Origin of the sequence: Pseudomonas tremae (assembly GCF_023278125.1) — a bacterium.
In the GTDB taxonomy this organism is placed as follows: domain Bacteria; phylum Pseudomonadota; class Gammaproteobacteria; order Pseudomonadales; family Pseudomonadaceae; genus Aquipseudomonas; species Aquipseudomonas tremae.
Map to the genome: position 1 here is coordinate 2,686,658 of NZ_CP066270.1, position 14,659 is coordinate 2,701,316.

The 14,659-nt window shown below is 53.9% G+C and carries 14 protein-coding genes, 1 tRNA gene and 2 pseudogenes; 5 read left to right on the forward strand and 12 right to left on the reverse strand.

What is annotated here, in order from left to right; translation table 11 throughout:
• Positions 1–221: 221 nt before the first annotated feature.
• The 4 genes and pseudogenes from I9H09_RS27170 to I9H09_RS12240 all read right to left on the reverse strand — a co-directional run bounded on the left by I9H09_RS27170 (position 222) and on the right by I9H09_RS12240 (position 2,623).
• Positions 222–704 carry a hypothetical protein gene (locus tag I9H09_RS27170; RefSeq protein WP_005892600.1) on the reverse strand — a complete coding sequence of 161 codons (483 nt, stop codon included), beginning with the start codon at positions 702–704 and terminating at the stop codon, positions 222–224.
• An 81-nt stretch (positions 705–785) separates the two neighbouring features.
• Complete coding sequence (locus tag I9H09_RS12230; RefSeq protein WP_248972606.1) at positions 786–1,073, reverse strand: papain-like cysteine protease family protein; 288 nt, start codon at positions 1,071–1,073, stop codon at positions 786–788.
• 311 nt (positions 1,074–1,384) lie between these two features.
• Positions 1,385–1,680 (reverse strand): annotated as a pseudogene (locus I9H09_RS12235) (hypothetical protein).
• An 89-nt stretch (positions 1,681–1,769) separates the two neighbouring features.
• Positions 1,770–2,623 (reverse strand): IS5 family transposase gene (locus I9H09_RS12240; protein ID WP_191867770.1). Its coding sequence is split into 2 segments (ribosomal slippage): positions 1,770–2,281 and positions 2,281–2,623, totalling 855 coding nucleotides; the frame shifts between segments, so codons are not numbered across the junction.
• 500 nt (positions 2,624–3,123) lie between these two features.
• On the opposite strand from I9H09_RS12240, the gene I9H09_RS12245 reads away from it, so the two are divergent.
• The 4 genes and pseudogenes from I9H09_RS12245 to hopBF1 all read left to right on the forward strand — a co-directional run bounded on the left by I9H09_RS12245 (position 3,124) and on the right by hopBF1 (position 6,115).
• Positions 3,124–3,795, forward strand: coding sequence for a lytic polysaccharide monooxygenase (locus I9H09_RS12245; protein ID WP_236502646.1), 672 nt, complete (start codon positions 3,124–3,126; stop codon positions 3,793–3,795).
• Positions 3,796–3,847: 52 nt separating this feature from the next.
• A protein-coding gene (locus tag I9H09_RS12250; RefSeq protein ID WP_248972607.1) for an IS3 family transposase occupies positions 3,848–5,010 on the forward strand; the annotation gives its coding sequence in 2 pieces (ribosomal slippage) (positions 3,848–4,103 and positions 4,103–5,010; 1,164 coding nt in all).
• A 6-nt stretch (positions 5,011–5,016) separates the two neighbouring features.
• Positions 5,017–5,106, forward strand: a pseudogene (locus tag I9H09_RS12255) (chitin-binding protein); the annotation flags it as partial.
• A 397-nt stretch (positions 5,107–5,503) separates the two neighbouring features.
• Positions 5,504–6,115 (forward strand): T3SS effector protein kinase HopBF1, encoded by a 612-nt coding sequence (gene hopBF1, locus I9H09_RS12260; protein ID WP_122313316.1) that lies wholly within the window; start codon positions 5,504–5,506, stop codon positions 6,113–6,115.
• A gap of 144 nt (positions 6,116–6,259) precedes the next feature.
• Here the strand turns inward: hopBF1 and I9H09_RS12265 are convergent, their stop codons facing one another.
• From I9H09_RS12265 to I9H09_RS12300, 8 genes are all read right to left on the reverse strand, one after another.
• Complete coding sequence (locus tag I9H09_RS12265; protein WP_122313315.1) at positions 6,260–7,291, reverse strand: methionine synthase; 1,032 nt, start codon at positions 7,289–7,291, stop codon at positions 6,260–6,262.
• A gap of 25 nt (positions 7,292–7,316) precedes the next feature.
• Positions 7,317–8,300: a DUF1852 domain-containing protein gene (locus I9H09_RS12270; RefSeq protein WP_122325302.1), complete on the reverse strand. Its 984-nt coding sequence runs from the start codon at positions 8,298–8,300 to the stop codon at positions 7,317–7,319.
• Positions 8,301–8,725: 425 nt separating this feature from the next.
• A tRNA-Leu gene (locus I9H09_RS12275) sits at positions 8,726–8,811 on the reverse strand.
• A 166-nt stretch (positions 8,812–8,977) separates the two neighbouring features.
• Positions 8,978–10,033, reverse strand: a complete 1,056-nt coding sequence (locus tag I9H09_RS12280) for a DNA topoisomerase IB (RefSeq protein WP_122313294.1) — start codon at positions 10,031–10,033, stop codon at positions 8,978–8,980.
• A gap of 87 nt (positions 10,034–10,120) precedes the next feature.
• On the reverse strand, positions 10,121–11,209 hold the full coding sequence (gene modC / locus I9H09_RS12285) for a molybdenum ABC transporter ATP-binding protein (protein WP_122313293.1): 1,089 nt from the start codon (positions 11,207–11,209) through the stop codon (positions 10,121–10,123).
• Positions 11,210–11,212: 3 nt separating this feature from the next.
• Positions 11,213–11,893: a molybdate ABC transporter permease subunit gene (gene modB, locus I9H09_RS12290; RefSeq protein WP_122313292.1), complete on the reverse strand. Its 681-nt coding sequence runs from the start codon at positions 11,891–11,893 to the stop codon at positions 11,213–11,215.
• Entirely contained in the window at positions 11,894–12,661 is a 768-nt protein-coding gene (gene modA / locus I9H09_RS12295) for a molybdate ABC transporter substrate-binding protein (protein ID WP_122313291.1), read from the reverse strand.
• A gap of 100 nt (positions 12,662–12,761) precedes the next feature.
• Positions 12,762–13,841, reverse strand: a complete 1,080-nt coding sequence (locus tag I9H09_RS12300; protein ID WP_122325301.1) for an NAD(P)H-dependent flavin oxidoreductase — start codon at positions 13,839–13,841, stop codon at positions 12,762–12,764.
• A gap of 143 nt (positions 13,842–13,984) precedes the next feature.
• On the opposite strand from I9H09_RS12300, the gene acuR reads away from it, so the two are divergent.
• Positions 13,985–14,620, forward strand: coding sequence for an acrylate utilization transcriptional regulator AcuR (gene acuR / locus I9H09_RS12305; protein WP_053932653.1), 636 nt, complete (start codon positions 13,985–13,987; stop codon positions 14,618–14,620).
• Positions 14,621–14,659 lie beyond the last annotated feature (39 nt).

Sequence of the window (14,659 nt, forward strand, 5' to 3'; positions counted from 1 at the left end):
GCTCCATTAGGACGGCCTCAGGTATGAACGGCGGATCTTAACTCTTGAATTGTCTAACTCCTTCCAAAACAAGCTCGGGATCTGCGCCTACACTCGAGAGATTTAGCTTCCAAGCCTATATCTGCCTATCGACCATATTTCGTAAAAAACTAAGCAAAGTCTCGCCATCTATACAGGCAGTGTACGACTTGCTTTCTGAAGTCGCACAATGCCTGAGGTTATTACCGATTTCCGTAAGGGCTAGGTCTCAGAATGTACTGGCGATCAAGCCCGTCTGGGTTTGTAATCTGAGCGTAACTCTCTGAAGAGTCTGAATTAGCGTTCATTTCATTTTGCACAGATATGCGCATGTTACTCCATTCAGATATATATTCACGCATTTTGGCAACGTCTTCATGGGGTTGCGATCCTAGAGAGAGTACTGAAAGTCCTGACATAAATCTATGCTGTATAGTCGCCCTATCAAGCATACGTTGAGTACGTTCGTAGAGATTGTTGTGGCTACTTCGCAGACTTAAAGAACCTCGATGATTAATGAAGTAATTCTGCTCTCTAGTCAGGCCAGAAGAGTCCACCAATTGGTGTCTGACGCTCAGGAATTGATCGGGGGTAACGTGATTTGGGTCATCTGAGTTGTTGCTAACCCGGTCTGGTGAGTTCACCTGATGGGCCATCGATGACCCGCCTACACAGATGTTTCCCATTGGTATATACCCTCTTTAGCACAGTGTTTATCACAGCGGTTAGTTGTTGCGGTCTGACTTTTGACAAATCCATAGGGCGACTTACCGATAGAGCATTGCGTGTGGGACCTGCCACGCTAGACGTTGGTTGAATTCGCTAATTGGCGTCATAAAGTTAGGTCCATGACGAGGATCGTGGAAGATTATCTTAGAGGAAGCTGGATCGACACCTGTAAGAATTGACATATGCCAACTGTTACTTGGAGTCTGCCACCCAAAAATAATTGGGCCATGCCTGTAGAGAAGTTCCCCTAGTTCTTCGTGTGAAAATTCCCTGTTGGCGGGTAGGTCTACCCTAGATAAACCTTCGTTCTGGATGAACTGCTCCACATCAGAGAAATCCTGGAGCTGGGCGTGGCCGGAACGCGGACTTTAGAGTTCTGGCAATCCTAGTCGAGGTCCTGCCTCAACGGTATGCCCAACCATTCTTGCACAGGCATACCAACATCCCATTCGCTCCTCTCCCTGAGGAACGAAGGGCACGTGCCTTAACCGAATGCGCTTCGTTACTGGACGGGATATGTCGTGTCACACTGAGTCCGACTTGCATTTTGCACCTCTGCGGCTTATTGAATGACAAATCAGTGGTCACAGAGGTTAAAATGGTTCCAGCCCTAACTTGGATCCAATACTTCAGGGGCTCACCTATCTTGGCCACCCCATCTTTCCGGGCCGATACCTGCAACTCTCATAACTTCACGATACTGGTCGATGACGTACTTCTGGGAGTTGATAGTTTTCCATGAGTCACAAGCGTCGCGCAGGGGTCGGATATCCGGCTTTCTGCGTCTCTCAGCTTGACCCTGAGTTTGTCACGCTCGAGCGCTGCGTCGTTGTGCATGTTGATCAGCTTGGTGAAATGTCTCCGATATCGGTCTACTTCATCGCGCAGCAGCCTGTTCTCTTCTGAGACCAAGTGCGCATGTTGCTTGAGCATCTGCTCCTCCGTGGGGCAGAAAGGTCAGTCTTCGGCGTAGTCGATGTTCATGATGAGTGATTCTCAATTACTGTATGGGTATACAGTTTTTAGGTTTTGTACGAAAAGTATTGCCGCATACAACGTAGGCTGCAGGCCAGCGTGACCATGGCTGCGTAGCTCTTGGCCAGCTTGTCGTAGCGATTGCCGATTCGGCGGTTCTCTTTTAGCCAGCCAAACATCCGCTCAATGATGTTGCGCTGCCGATACTTTGGACGATCAAAGAGTCGGGGCAAGCCAGGTCGGGGTTTGCGTGGCATGGCGCGTAGCGGGATCACAGGCTGTATTCGGTAACGGTCGCAGTAGTAACGCAGGTGTTCTGCGTCATAACCTTTGTCAGCCAGTAACCATCTACTGCGCTTTCGTGGTCGCCCCGGCTTACCGGGAATGCGCACCTGATCCAGCAACGGCTGGGCGTGTGCGATATCGCTGACTTGTCCCGGTGAAAGCATGAAGCGCAATGGCACGCCATTAGCGTCGCAAACCATATGAATCCTGGTTGTCAGGCCGCCTCGACTGCGTCCCAGAGCATGGTCTAGCGGTTCTTCAGGCCCCCCTTTTTCCCGGCGCCTGAAGAGGCTCGGGTTGCACGTACCGCCGTGGAGTCGATCATCCAGGTGTCCAGATCGATCAGCCCTTCCTGGTTGAGTCGAATGTGCAAGCGCTCCAGTATTCGCTCGAACGTACCGTCATCGCGCCAGTCACGAAAACGCTGATACACCGTCGACCAAGGCCCAAAGCGTTCCGGCAGATCACGCCAGGCAGCACCTGAGCACAAAATCCAAAGGATTCCGTGGAGTACCAGACGATCATCACTACGTGGGCGACCCATTTTCTGCTCGGGGGAAACCAGATCCTTGATCAATTCCCACGATGCGTCGGAGAGTTCGTAACGCTTTGCCATGAGAGCCTCCAGCCAATCATGGCGGCAATTCTACCCCCCTACCGACTTTTCGTACAAAACCTAGGTCATTCAGGTTTGGGGAGTGGTGTTCGTCGGCAGGACGCCGGGAAGGGGGAAAATCAGTTCCGAAATAAAAAGTAGAGTCCGCATTCCACGGGGCCTCCAGAGGACTTTTTTTGCTTCTATTTCGGAACCAAATATCGCCACAGGCCGCAGCCTGATTGTGCTTCATGGCCGGATTGCAAATCCGCCTAGGCCGGTTCGATTCCGACCTCGGCCTCCACTATTCAAAGCCCCGTAGATTAACGTCTGCGGGGTTTTTTATTGGGCGGCGAAAGTGAACGCTGTTGCCTGGCCGGTAGCACCAGGCAGTGGTAAAAAGAGCCTGCGACTTTTGGCGAGGCGCTATGCACCTCATATTTCCACCGAAAAATCTACTGGTTGAACTGCTAGCTATCCGCTTTACGAAAGTAAGTACTCAATTGTGCAACAGGCAAGGCATGCCTGATTCGACAACTGAGGGTATGGAAATGAATGAATCTGATACCGCGCGCCCCAGGCACGGCAGGGTAATAAGCCCAGCATCCCGTGGTTCTTATGCCATGGAGAAAGAGCTGCTACTGGAATGGGAAGTGGTCTCCATGGAAGGAGGCAAAAACTTTCCCGACCTGACCTATGGTTACGCACACGATTTCCCTCGTGTCGATGTACCTGTCGACTTAACTTCTACGCTTACTGATCCCCCAGCAGACGGGCTTATACTCAGTGGCGGGAATAGTGGTAGGTGGGCACGTGTAAACCTTACGGATAACGGGATTATTGAAGAAATAAAGAAAAACGGTAAAGGTTATGCCGATAAGTGGCCTCGCTTGAGCGTCACCAGAGGAGCCGAATTTAAAATTGAATGGGTGTATCACGCTGAACATTTGACGCGCGGCTACCGGTGGTTTATTACTAAAGAGGGCTGGGATGAAAGTACACCTCTTACCCGAGCTGACTTCAAGGGGAAGAACTACGTGTCTGATAACCACTTCAACGCTAACTCGCAAGACGGGTTAATGTGGAGTGATGTTTCTGATTTGAGTCCTTTCAGTGAGCACAGGGACGAGCTACAGCCGAAAAAGACTTCATCAGTAACACTGCCTGATGATAAGCACGGTGTAGTGGTCTAATGATTCCGGACACTCATTTAGGCGAGAATATCGCCAGATATAGAGGTGTCTGATGACCAAGCAACGCCGTACCTTCTCCGCTGAATTCAAACGTGAGGCCGCAGGCCTCGTGCTCGATCAAGGTTATAGCCATGTCGAAGCTTCTCGCTCGCTTGGAGTGGTCGAGTCTGCGCTGCGTCGCTGGGTTAGCCAGCTCCAGCAGGAGCGCAATGGCGTGACGCCTCAGAGCAAAGCCCTGACGCCCGAGCAGCAGAAAATTCAGGAGCTGGAAGCGCGCATCGCTCGTCTTGAGCGGGAGAAATCCATTTTAAAAAAGGCTACCGCGCTCTTGATGTCGGAAGAACACGAGCGCTTGCGCTGATCGATCAGCTAGGTGCCCATGAGCCGATCGAATTGCTGTGCGAGATGTTCGAGACACCTCGCTCGTGCTACTACGACCATTGCCAGCGGCGTCGGGCTCCAGACACCGAGCGGGTTCGTTTACTCAGTCGAGTCAATGAGCTGTTCGGGCAAAGTCGAAGCGCTGCTGGCAGCCGCAGTATCGTTTCGGTATTGCAGGAAGATGGCGAGCAAATTGGCCGGTTCAAGGTACGTGGCCTGATGCGGGAACTGGGATTAATCAGCAAGCAACCTGGCGCTCATGCTTATAAAAAAGCAACAGTGGAGAGGCCTGACATTCCGAACATTTTGAATCGGCAGTTCGATGTACCCGCGCCCAATCAGGTTTGGTGTGGCGACATCACCTACATCTGGGCGCAAGGAAAATGGCATTACCTGGCGGTGGTTATGGATCTTTATGCGCGTCGGGTGGTGGGCTGGGCGTTTTCAAACAAACCGGACACGGACTTGGTCATCAAGGCGCTGGACATGGCTTATGAGCAACGCGGCAAGCCTCAGGGCCTGCTGTTTCACTCAGATCAGGGCTCCCAATATGGGAGCCGACAGTTTCGCCAGCGGCTTTGGCGATACCGCATGCGCCAGAGCATGAGTCGCCGAGGTAATTGCTACGACAACTCGCCGATGGAGCGTGTATTCCGCAGCTTGAAAACCGAGTGGATACCCGCCGTGGGCTACATGACGGCCCAAGAGGCACAGCGGGATATCAGTCATTATCTGATGCATCGCTACAACTGGGTTCGGCCACACCAGTTCAATAATGGACTGGCACCCGCTCAGTACGAGAAAAAACTTAACGTCGTGTCCGGGATCAGTTGACCACTACACGGGCACCATGTCATTCTTCTCGCCTGGATCATTGCCGAAACTGATAAAGCCTTTTACCAAGCGTTTGATGTCGATTTTGGGGCGTAAGGTCTGTTGGGGCGTAAGGTCTGTTTTAGTTACGACGGACAGCTTGACGATTTGATGCGCTCCCCTGGCACATGTACAGGAACTTGCTCGGGGCGACCGCATTAGCGTAAAGCTGCCGCGCACCCGTTCTCGGAAAGTCTTGGTGTCCGGATCAAGGGTCTAGGTGCCAAGAATTTCTGGCTATCTTGCGTGATACTCGCTGGCCCATTAGACCGCCGACAACGTCCTTCTAAGCCGGTTAAGCGCGTGGTGCCACTTTGAGCCTGCTATCAGCGAGAAATCTGAAAAACGGGAACCTGATTCATCCAGGTGCCCACTGACTGCACCGTATCGTTACGGCTGGAATGGTAGTTGCGGATCCAGCAAATCAATACCTTAAGATACAGTGGTGAATATTATGACAAGCGTTTCCCGTACCGCCTTCCTTAGAAGTATTCAAACCATCCCGGGCTTCGAGGCATCTTCAGAGCGCAAATTGATTCCCTCCTTGGGTGAGAGTCTCGGCAGTGGAAGCCAGAAAGACGTTTATCACCCTCGACAAGACCCAAGGCACTGCGTCTGTCTGATTCGGCCCGGTACGACAGGAACTGTTCCTGAGCGGGAATATGCTTTAAAAGAACTGGAAGCGACCCGGTATTTAAAAAAACTCGGCTTTCCTGTCGTGGATGCGCATGCTTTGGTGACTTACGATGGCAAGGTGGGTATCTCGAAAGACTATGTTCACAACGCCCTGGACTCCGGGGATATCATTCATGGTCGCACCTGCATGCCACGTGATTTGGCTTTCAATAAAAATGTGCTGTCTGACTGTGATGAGATCATATTCAAGCTGAGAACCCACAACCTCCATATTGAGGATTTACAGTTCATAATTGATGAGCATGGCCGGGTGAGAATCAATGATCCACGGGGTGTAGTTCGATCCTTTCCTGAGAAAAGTATCGATAAAGTTAAAGATTTGCGGACCATTGCACTTGAGAACACGCTTGACGATGCCGACAGTGACTGAGATCCCCCGGATCACGACTCTTTTTGCAGAATGCTAAAGAAAGGGCTCACCGAGCGCGTTGCCCAGTGAGCCCTTGATCTATAAGTGTTGCTATAGGCACGATTTTGCGCGGAGCGCATGTTGCTCACGGCAACATTCCGCGAATCACAGGTTCAAGAGTTCTTTTCGGACGATGTCTGCGCCTGCACTTAACGCGCGCAGCTTGCCGCTGGCGACATGACGAGGGAGGGGCGCCATGCCGCAGTTGGTGCACGGATAGAGTTTATCGGCATCGACGAATTGAAGTGCCTGTCTCAGGGTGTTGGCGACTTCCTCAGGCGTCTCAATGGTATGGCTTGCCACATCAATGGCCCCCACCATAACTTTCTTGCCCCGAATGAGCTCAATCAGATCCATAGGGACGCGAGAGTTGTGGCATTCCAGAGAGATGATGTCGATACTGGACGTTTGCAGTCTGGGAAAAGCCTCTTCGTACTGCCGCCACTCTGAGCCTAACGTTTTCTTCCAGTCGGTATTCGCCTTGATGCCGTAACCATAGCAAATATGTACGGCAGTTTCACATTTGAGCCCTTCAACTGCCTTCTCTAACGTAGCAACTCCCCAGTCATTCACTTCATCAAAAAACACATTAAATGCAGGCTCATCAAACTGAATGATATCCACTCCGGCGGCCTCAAGTTCTTTAGCCTCCTGGTTGAGGATTTTGGCAAACTCCCAAGCCAGTTTTTCACGATCTTTATAATGAGCGTCGTAGAGAGTATCAATCATCGTCATTGGCCCTGGCAGGGCCCACTTGATAGGCTGCGCGGTTTGCTGACGTAAAAATTTTGCGTCTTCAACAAAAACTGGCTTTCGGCGAGCAACAGCACCTACAACCGTTGGCACGCTCGCATCATAGCGGTCACGAATTCTGACGGTCTCGCGCTTTTCAAAGTCAACGCCTTCGAGATGCTCGATAAACGTAGTTACAAAATGCTGGCGTGTTTGTTCACCATCGCTAACGATATCAATATTGGCCAGTTGTTGTTCTTGCAGCGATAAACGCAACGCGTCCTGCTTACCTTCAACCAGTTCTTCGCCATGCAATTTCCAAGGCGACCAGAGCGCCTCGGGCTGTGCAAGCCAGGAAGGTTTAGGCAAGCTACCTGCAGTGGAGGTGGGCAACAGTTTTTTCATTAAAATAGCCTTGGTTTTTAATAGTTCAAAGCGCGCAGTCAGCGAACCATTGATCAAGAACGGCCTGGTAAGGTTTGATAAAGTGTTCTTCAGCAAATTTGCCTTGTTCAATAGCCAGCTGACTACGTTCCTCGCGGTCATAGACAATTCGAGTCAATGAGTAATCCTGGTTTTTCAAGCTAGGCTGATAGCGTTTTCCTGCCACTGAGTTTGCGTTATAGATCTCAGGTCGGTAAATTTTCTGGAAGGTGTCCATTGTGCTGATGATGCTAATAAGCTCAAGATTGGTGTATTCACCAAGCAAGTCGCCTGAAAAATAAAAAGCCAAAGGTGCAACGCTATTCGGAGGCATGAAATAGCGAACCTTTAAGCCCATCTTCTTGAAATACTCATCCGTCAAAGAGTATTCGTCCTGCTGATATTCAAATCCCAACACAGGGTGCTGATTTTCGGTCCGGTGATAGGTCCTGGAGCTTGATACGCTCAGGCAGATAACAGGCGGTTTGTCGAAATTAGCGCGGTAGCTGCTTGAATTGACGAAGCATTTGAATAGCTTGCCGTGCAGGTCTCCGAAACCTTCTGGCGTACTCAGCCCGGCCTGACTCTTGCTGTGCTCCAGCAATCGGACACTGAAGTCATAGTCCCGTACGTAAGAGGAAAAGTTGTTGCCTACAACCCCGTTAATTTGTGCGTCAATTTTTCGATCAATGATCGTTGTTTTTAAAACTTCCATCAACGGGATAGCAGGGTGATTGTCTCCAGCGGCAATATTCATTTCCGCAGAAACAATGTCCAGTTCGACCGTATAACGATCTCCTTTGGGGTTGTCCCAGTGCGCCAAGGCATTGAAGCGATTGTCAATCATCGTCAAGGTGTTACGTAGATTTTCCTGGCGGCTTTCCCCTCTGGCCAGGTTCGCAAAGTTAGTTGTAATGCGCGTGGTGTCTGACGGTGAATAATCCTCATCAAAACGAGTTCGCTTGATAGAAAATGTGGGTTCTTTAGTCATCCTGGTGTGTCACCCTGTTTTTGAGGTGAAACCTGAGTGGGCTCCTTGCCTCTTATAGATTTGATCGACAGCTGTTTATTTACTCGGCAGTCGTTATCCTTCTGAGTGAAGGTGTGCGTGGATTTTAAGCCGGGTGCCTACGAGAACAAAAACGAATTGATTTCAATAAAGCATTAGTCACGCTCATGATTGGAACAAGGTCAGGAGTAGGGTCCTTGGAGGGGGCATGGCTGCAAGTCTTGGACGTGGTCGATGGGTGATTTTAATTTGTGTGTGTAATGAGTGATTCGGGTTTGGGGAGTGGTGTTCGTCGGCAGGACGCCGGAGAGGGGCTAGAACAATAATTGCGGCAAGAATATAAAATTGCGGCAATCTAAACAAAAAGGGCCTACGCACATAAAGCGCGTAAGCCCTTGATCTATAAGTGGTGCCCCGAGCCGGGTTCGAACCGGCACGTCCAAAGGACGAGGGATTTTAAGTCCCTTGCGTCTACCAATTTCGCCATCGGGGCGGTAGCGCCAAGAGCAGGGAATATATACACCCGGCCCCCATGAAGCAAGCTTGAAAGCACTGTAAGTGCCACAGGATGCCGCTTTCCCGTCTGTCAGAAATGCTTGGCAAATCATAAGGCTACAAAAAATGCTGAAGCAAACGCTGAGTAGCCGGGTTCATGCTGCTCAGGCTTTGCCTTCCTTCACTACCTCTTCGACTTTATCCGCCAGGATTCGCAAGTAGCTGGCCAGCGCGACTTCTTCGAGCCTCATGCCCTTTTTCTGTCGGGAGCGGGGGAGTTTAGCGAGGTTGCCGAGCAGGAAGCCTTCCAGCACGGCCGGGTGGATGTAGCACTTGCGACAAATAGCCGGCGTATTGCCCAGTTGTTTGGAGACGGCTTTGACCATATCCACGATGTGCCTTTTGGCGTCCGCTTCCGGCTCCCAATGCAGCTTTTGCAAAGTGGCAAGAGCCAGCGCACTGGCCGCCCAGGTCCGGTAGTCCTTGGCGGTGAAATCGGAACCGGTCAGGCTTTGCAGGTAGGCGTTGATGTCGGATGACGTCACGGCATGGCGCATCCCGTCGTCGTCCAGGTACTGGAACAGGTTCTGCCCCGGCAGTTCCATGCAGCGCTTGATGACACCGGCCAGACGCCGGTCTTTCACGCTGACTTTGTGCTCGACGCCGCTCTTGCCGCGGAACTCAAAGAGGATCTGGCCGCCTTTGACCTCCACATGCTTGTTGCGCAACGTAGTGAGGCCGTAAGAACGGTTTTCCTTCGCGTATTGACTGTTGCCGATGCGAATCAACGTGGCGTCAAGCAAGGAAATCACCGTTGCCATGACTTTTTCCCGGCCCATGCCCGGCTGGGCAAGTTGCGCTTCAATCTGCTTGCGCACTTTTGGCAGAGCATGGCCGAACTCGATCAGACGTGAGTACTTGTCCTGATCACGAATCTCCCGCCAGCGTGGATGGTAGCGATACTGTTTGCGCCCTCGAGCGTCGCGGCCAGTGGCCTGCAAGTGACCCATCGGGTCGGCGCAGATCCACACATCGGTGTAGGCGGGCGGAATCGCCAAAGCGTTGATGCGCTTGATCTCTGACTCGTCCTTGATGCGTTGGCCCTTGGTGTCGAAGTAAGCAAATTTACCGCGCAGTATCTTGCGGGTAAGGCCGGGCTGAGTGTCGTCTACGTAATGCAGGTCACTGGCAGGCTGGCTGATGGCAGTCGAGTCAGGCATGGCTAAATTCCAGAGGCAGTTAAAAAGACTGACCGCGACCGTTGACGGTGGTGCCGTGTATTTCACGCCCGGTGATTTTTCGATTTATTACGCCAGTACCGCGACTGCCTTTATCTGCGCCCACAGCTGCTGGCCTTGGTGCAGGTTCAATTGGTCTCGTGAATAGCGAGTGATGCGCGCCAGCAAGGGGGTGCCGCCAGCGTCCAGCCTTACCAGTACATGCGCCGAATTGTCGGCAAGCATTTCTGCTGTCACTGCTACCGGCAGCCTGTTGAGAATGCTGCTGTGCTCGTCAGGTTGCAGGTTGAGGCTGACATCCCGCGCCTGCACCTTGATGCGCAGCAGCGTGCCGATCGGTACTTCGGCGTGGGCGACGCGCATGCCAAGCTCGCTGCCGGGAAGCGTCATGGTGAGCAGTTGATAATGACGATCGTAGGCCGTTACCGTCCCATCGATGACTACCCCTGCGTCGTTGCCCATGGCCAGTGGCAGGTCCAGCCGCGCCAGCGTTTCCTTGATCGGACCGCTGGCCAGTACCTTGCCAGACTCAAGCAGCACAAGATGATCGGCCAGGCGTGCGACTTCATCCTGAGCATGGCTGACATACAGCATGGGAATGTCCAGCTCCCGATGCAAGCGCTCCAGGTAGGGCAGGATTTCACTTTTACGTTTGGCATCCAGCGCTGCCAGCGGCTCATCAAGCAGCATAAGGCGAGGGCTGGTCAACAAGGCACGGGCGATGCCCACCCGTTGCCGCTCGCCTCCGGACAATGTGTCGGGGCGGCGTGCCAGCAGGTGATCAATGCCGAGCAGCTCGGTCGCCTGCTGCAATCCGATGCGGCGTTGCTGGCGCGGAATGCGCTGCATGCCGAATTCCAGATTGGCGCGGACCGACAGATGCGCAAACAGGCTGGCTTCCTGAAACACGTAGCCAATTGCGCGCTTGTGCGGGGCGAGGAAAATACCGTTGGCACTGTCCTGCCAGACCTCGTCGTGAACACGGATAAACCCTTGTTCTGCTTTCTCCAGCCCGGCGATGCAGCGCAGGCAGGTGGTCTTGCCCGAGCCGGACGGGCCGAACAATGCAGTAATGCCCGAGCCAGGCAACGTCAGCTCAGTGTTTACGGTGAAGTCGGGGTAGGTCATTTTCAGGCGCACTTCAATGGGCGACACCATGGCTCAGCTCCATCCCGCTTTGGATCTGCCGCTCGAATAGAGCAGGAGCAGAACCAGAAAGGAAAATGCCAGCATCACGCCAGCCAGCCAGTGGGCCTGCAGGTACTCCATTGACTCGACATGATCGAATATCTGCACCGATACCACCCGCGTCTTCTCCGGAATGTTGCCGCCGATCATCAGCACCACGCCAAATTCACCGATTGTGTGAGCAAAGCCCAGAATCGCAGCAGTGATGAAGCCCGGCTTTGCGAGCGGCAGGGTTACATGGAAGAACGTATCCCAAGGGCTGGCACGCAGAGTGGCGGCGACCTCCAGAGGGCGTGTACCGATTGCTGCGAAGGCGTTTTGTAGAGGTTGCACGACGAAGGGCATCGAGTACAGCACCGAACCGATCACCAGCCCGGCAAAGCTGAATGTCAGCGTCCCGAGGCCAAGACCCAGGGTCAGTTGACCGATTGCACCGTTTGGGCCGAGCAGCAACAGCAGATAAAAACCGATGACGGTAGGTGGCAGCACCAGTGGCAGCGCAACAACTGCACCGATCGGTCCCTTGAGCCACGAATCGGTGCGCGCCAGCCACAGCGCAATCGGCGTCCCGATGATCAGCAGGATGACCGTGGTCAGCGACGCCAGCTTCACTGTCAGCCATATAGCGGCGATGTCAGCACTTCCCAGCGGCATTTACAGCTGGTACCCGAACGACTTGATGATCGCAGCAGCTTTTGGACCCTTCAGGTACGCAACCAGCGCTTTGGCTGCGGCGTTGTCCTTGCCTTTGACGAGAATCACAGCGTCCTGTCTGATCGGGTCATGCAGCGAATCAGGCACGATCCACGCCGAACCGCCAGTCAGTTTGCCGTCCTTGTAAACCTGCGACAGGGCCACAAAGCCCAATTCTGCGTTGCCGGTGGAAACGAACTGATAGGCCTGGGTGATGCTTTGACCTTCGACGATCTTTGCTTTGGTTGCGTCAGTCAGCTCCAGCTTCGCCAGTACCTGCGTCGCCGCCAGGCCGTAAGGTGCTGTTTTCGGATTGGCAATGGACAAGTGCTGATATTGATTGGCCTTCAGCACATTACCCTCGCTATCGACATAACCTTCTTTGGGCGACCACAGTGCCAGCGTGCCTACCGCGTAGGTGAAGCGCGAGCCTTTGACAATATCGCCTTCCTGCTCGAGCCTGGCCGGGGTGGCGTCGTCGGCCGACAAAAAGACTTCGAACGGCGCGCCATTTTTTATTTGCGCATAGATCTGGCCCGTGGCGCCTGAAGAGACGACGAGCTTGTGGCCGGTATCTTTCTCGAAATCTGTAGCGATGGCCTGGAGAGGTGCGGTGAAATTTGCCGCTACGGCAACTTGTACGTCATCGGCTAGCGCCGAGGCGGCAGCAGGAATGGCAACAGCCAGAGCAGCGAGCTTGAGAAGGGCGTGCAGCGAGGTCTTGCGCATGAAACAGGTTCCTTGAGGGTGAGGCAGACGCCGCTGGTAGAGAGGCGTTTCGCTATATATTTAAATATATAGCGCTACCCCTTTGTTCTGAAAGCTATGTTTACCGCCGAGAGAGAATTTTCAGCGCATTTGCTGCCAGTTGTTGAGTCAGTTCCCCCGCGCCGTGCTGGTGCTTGATGCCGACTGCCTGTCCGGCCCAAAGGTTCATGAAGTCGCTGTTGCCTAGTTTCTCTGCCGCTGCACGCAGCGGCAGCAACGCGCCGCCTGCCAGCGGAAAGGCGGGGGCGAGGGCGCTGATGGGGCCGATTTCACGCATGATCCGGTTGACGATGCCTCGGGCGGGCCGACCGCTGAACAGATTTGTCAGTGCTGTCTCGCTATCAGTCGCATTCAGCAACGCTTGGCGATGAAGGGCGCTGACGCTGGCCTCCGGGCAGAACAGATACGCCGTGCCGACCTGAGCCGCCGATGCCCCCAGCGTGAACGCCGCTGCCACACCTCGACCGTCTGCAATACCGCCTGCCGCAATGACCGGGACACTCACTGCATCGACGACTTGCGGCACCAGTGCAAAGGTACCGACCTGCGTGTGCAGTTGATCGCTGAGAAACAGTCCGCGATGGCCGCCCGCTTCGTAGCCCATGGCAATCACCGCATCACAGCCTTGCCGTTCCAGCCATACGGCTTCTTCGACCGTGGTCGCTGACGAGATGATAGTGGCGCCGGTGGCCTTTACCCGGTCAAGCAGCGTGGGTTCGGGAAGGCCGAAGTGAAAACTCACCACCGAGGGTTTCAGGTGCTCGACCAGCGCACAGGTATCGCTGTCGAAAGGCGTGCGGTTGGAGGTCGGCGTTGGCGCGTCGTAGTCGGCTCCCAATTCCTCGTAATAAGGTTTGAGCGCCTGCTTCCAGCGTTCAGCCCGCGCGGCGTCAGCGGCAGGAGGCACGTGGCAGAAAAAGTTGAGATTCAGCGGAGCGCGGTTATGGTGCCTACGGAAAAGCTGCACCTCTTCTTCGATTCTATCGAGTGTCAGCATCGCGCAGGGCAGCGCGCCCAGACCGCCTGATGCCGCCACAGCGATTGCCATTGACGAGCCACTGGCCCCGGCCATCGGCGCCTGCAGGATAGGCAAGGTGATGCCGAACAGTTCAAGAACACGGGTATCTGGCCAGTGAGGCATCTGTTTCTCCGGTTATCAGGCATCGCAGCAGTGAATTTTTCATTGAGCGCGAGGCTGCTCCGAATGGCAACCGCCATTTATGGCCCGTTTATGCGAACTTTACCGATGGTTGACTTGTGAGACGATCGGTCTAGTATTCGGGGATGACTCAGATTCCGCTCACCACCAGACGCCCAGGACGCCCGCCCAACGTCAACCGGGACAACCTCGAAACCCGCGAGTTGCTGCTGCGGCGCGGCCTTGAAGTGCTCACCGAGCAAAGCTTTTCAGCGACCGGGCTGGACTACATTCTGAAGGAAGTGGGGGTCCCGAAGGGGTCGTTCTATCACTACTTCCCAAGCAAGGAAGCGTTTGGCCGCGCGGTGCTGGATGAATACGCCCGATATTTTGCGCAACGCCTGGACCGCTGGCTGCTGGATGAATCATTTTCGCCACTGGAGCGGCTGGTAGGTTTCGTGCAAAGCGCCAAAAGCGGCATGGCGCGGCATGATTATCGACGCGGCTGCATGGTCGGCAATCTCGGGCAGGAAGTCGGCCTGCTGCCGGAGGGGTTTCGCGACACGCTTGAACAGATTCTGCTCGATTGGCAAGCGAAACTGGCAGTCTGCCTGAGAGACGCGCAGGTCAGCGGTGAATTGTCCGCAGACGCAGACTGCAACGAACTGGCAGCGTTTTTCTGGATCGGCTGGGAGGGCGCTGTGCTTCGTGCCCGGCTGGTCAAAAGTGACATTCCATTGAACACCTTTATTGCCGGTTACCTTCGCGGGTTGCCGCAATAATTTCCCGGGTCTATTTAAAGACGATCGGTCTAAAATTGG

Bases quoted from the DNA above. Each gene is read 5' to 3' on its own strand.
- I9H09_RS27170 (WP_005892600.1), bottom strand. From the start codon at position 704: ATGGGAAACATCTGTGTAGGCGGGTCATCGATGGCCCATCAGGTGAAC.
- I9H09_RS12245 (WP_236502646.1), top strand. From the start codon at position 3,124: ATGCCTGATTCGACAACTGAGGGTATGGAAATGAATGAATCTGATACC.
- hopBF1 (WP_122313316.1), top strand. From the start codon at position 5,504: ATGACAAGCGTTTCCCGTACCGCCTTCCTTAGAAGTATTCAAACCATC.
- I9H09_RS12265 (WP_122313315.1), bottom strand. From the start codon at position 7,291: ATGAAAAAACTGTTGCCCACCTCCACTGCAGGTAGCTTGCCTAAACCT.
- I9H09_RS12270 (WP_122325302.1), bottom strand. From the start codon at position 8,300: ATGACTAAAGAACCCACATTTTCTATCAAGCGAACTCGTTTTGATGAG.
- I9H09_RS12280 (WP_122313294.1), bottom strand. From the start codon at position 10,033: ATGCCTGACTCGACTGCCATCAGCCAGCCTGCCAGTGACCTGCATTAC.
- modC (WP_122313293.1), bottom strand. From the start codon at position 11,209: ATGGTGTCGCCCATTGAAGTGCGCCTGAAAATGACCTACCCCGACTTC.
- modB (WP_122313292.1), bottom strand. From the start codon at position 11,893: ATGCCGCTGGGAAGTGCTGACATCGCCGCTATATGGCTGACAGTGAAG.
- modA (WP_122313291.1), bottom strand. From the start codon at position 12,661: ATGCGCAAGACCTCGCTGCACGCCCTTCTCAAGCTCGCTGCTCTGGCT.
- I9H09_RS12300 (WP_122325301.1), bottom strand. From the start codon at position 13,841: ATGCCTCACTGGCCAGATACCCGTGTTCTTGAACTGTTCGGCATCACC.
- acuR (WP_053932653.1), top strand. From the start codon at position 13,985: ATGACTCAGATTCCGCTCACCACCAGACGCCCAGGACGCCCGCCCAAC.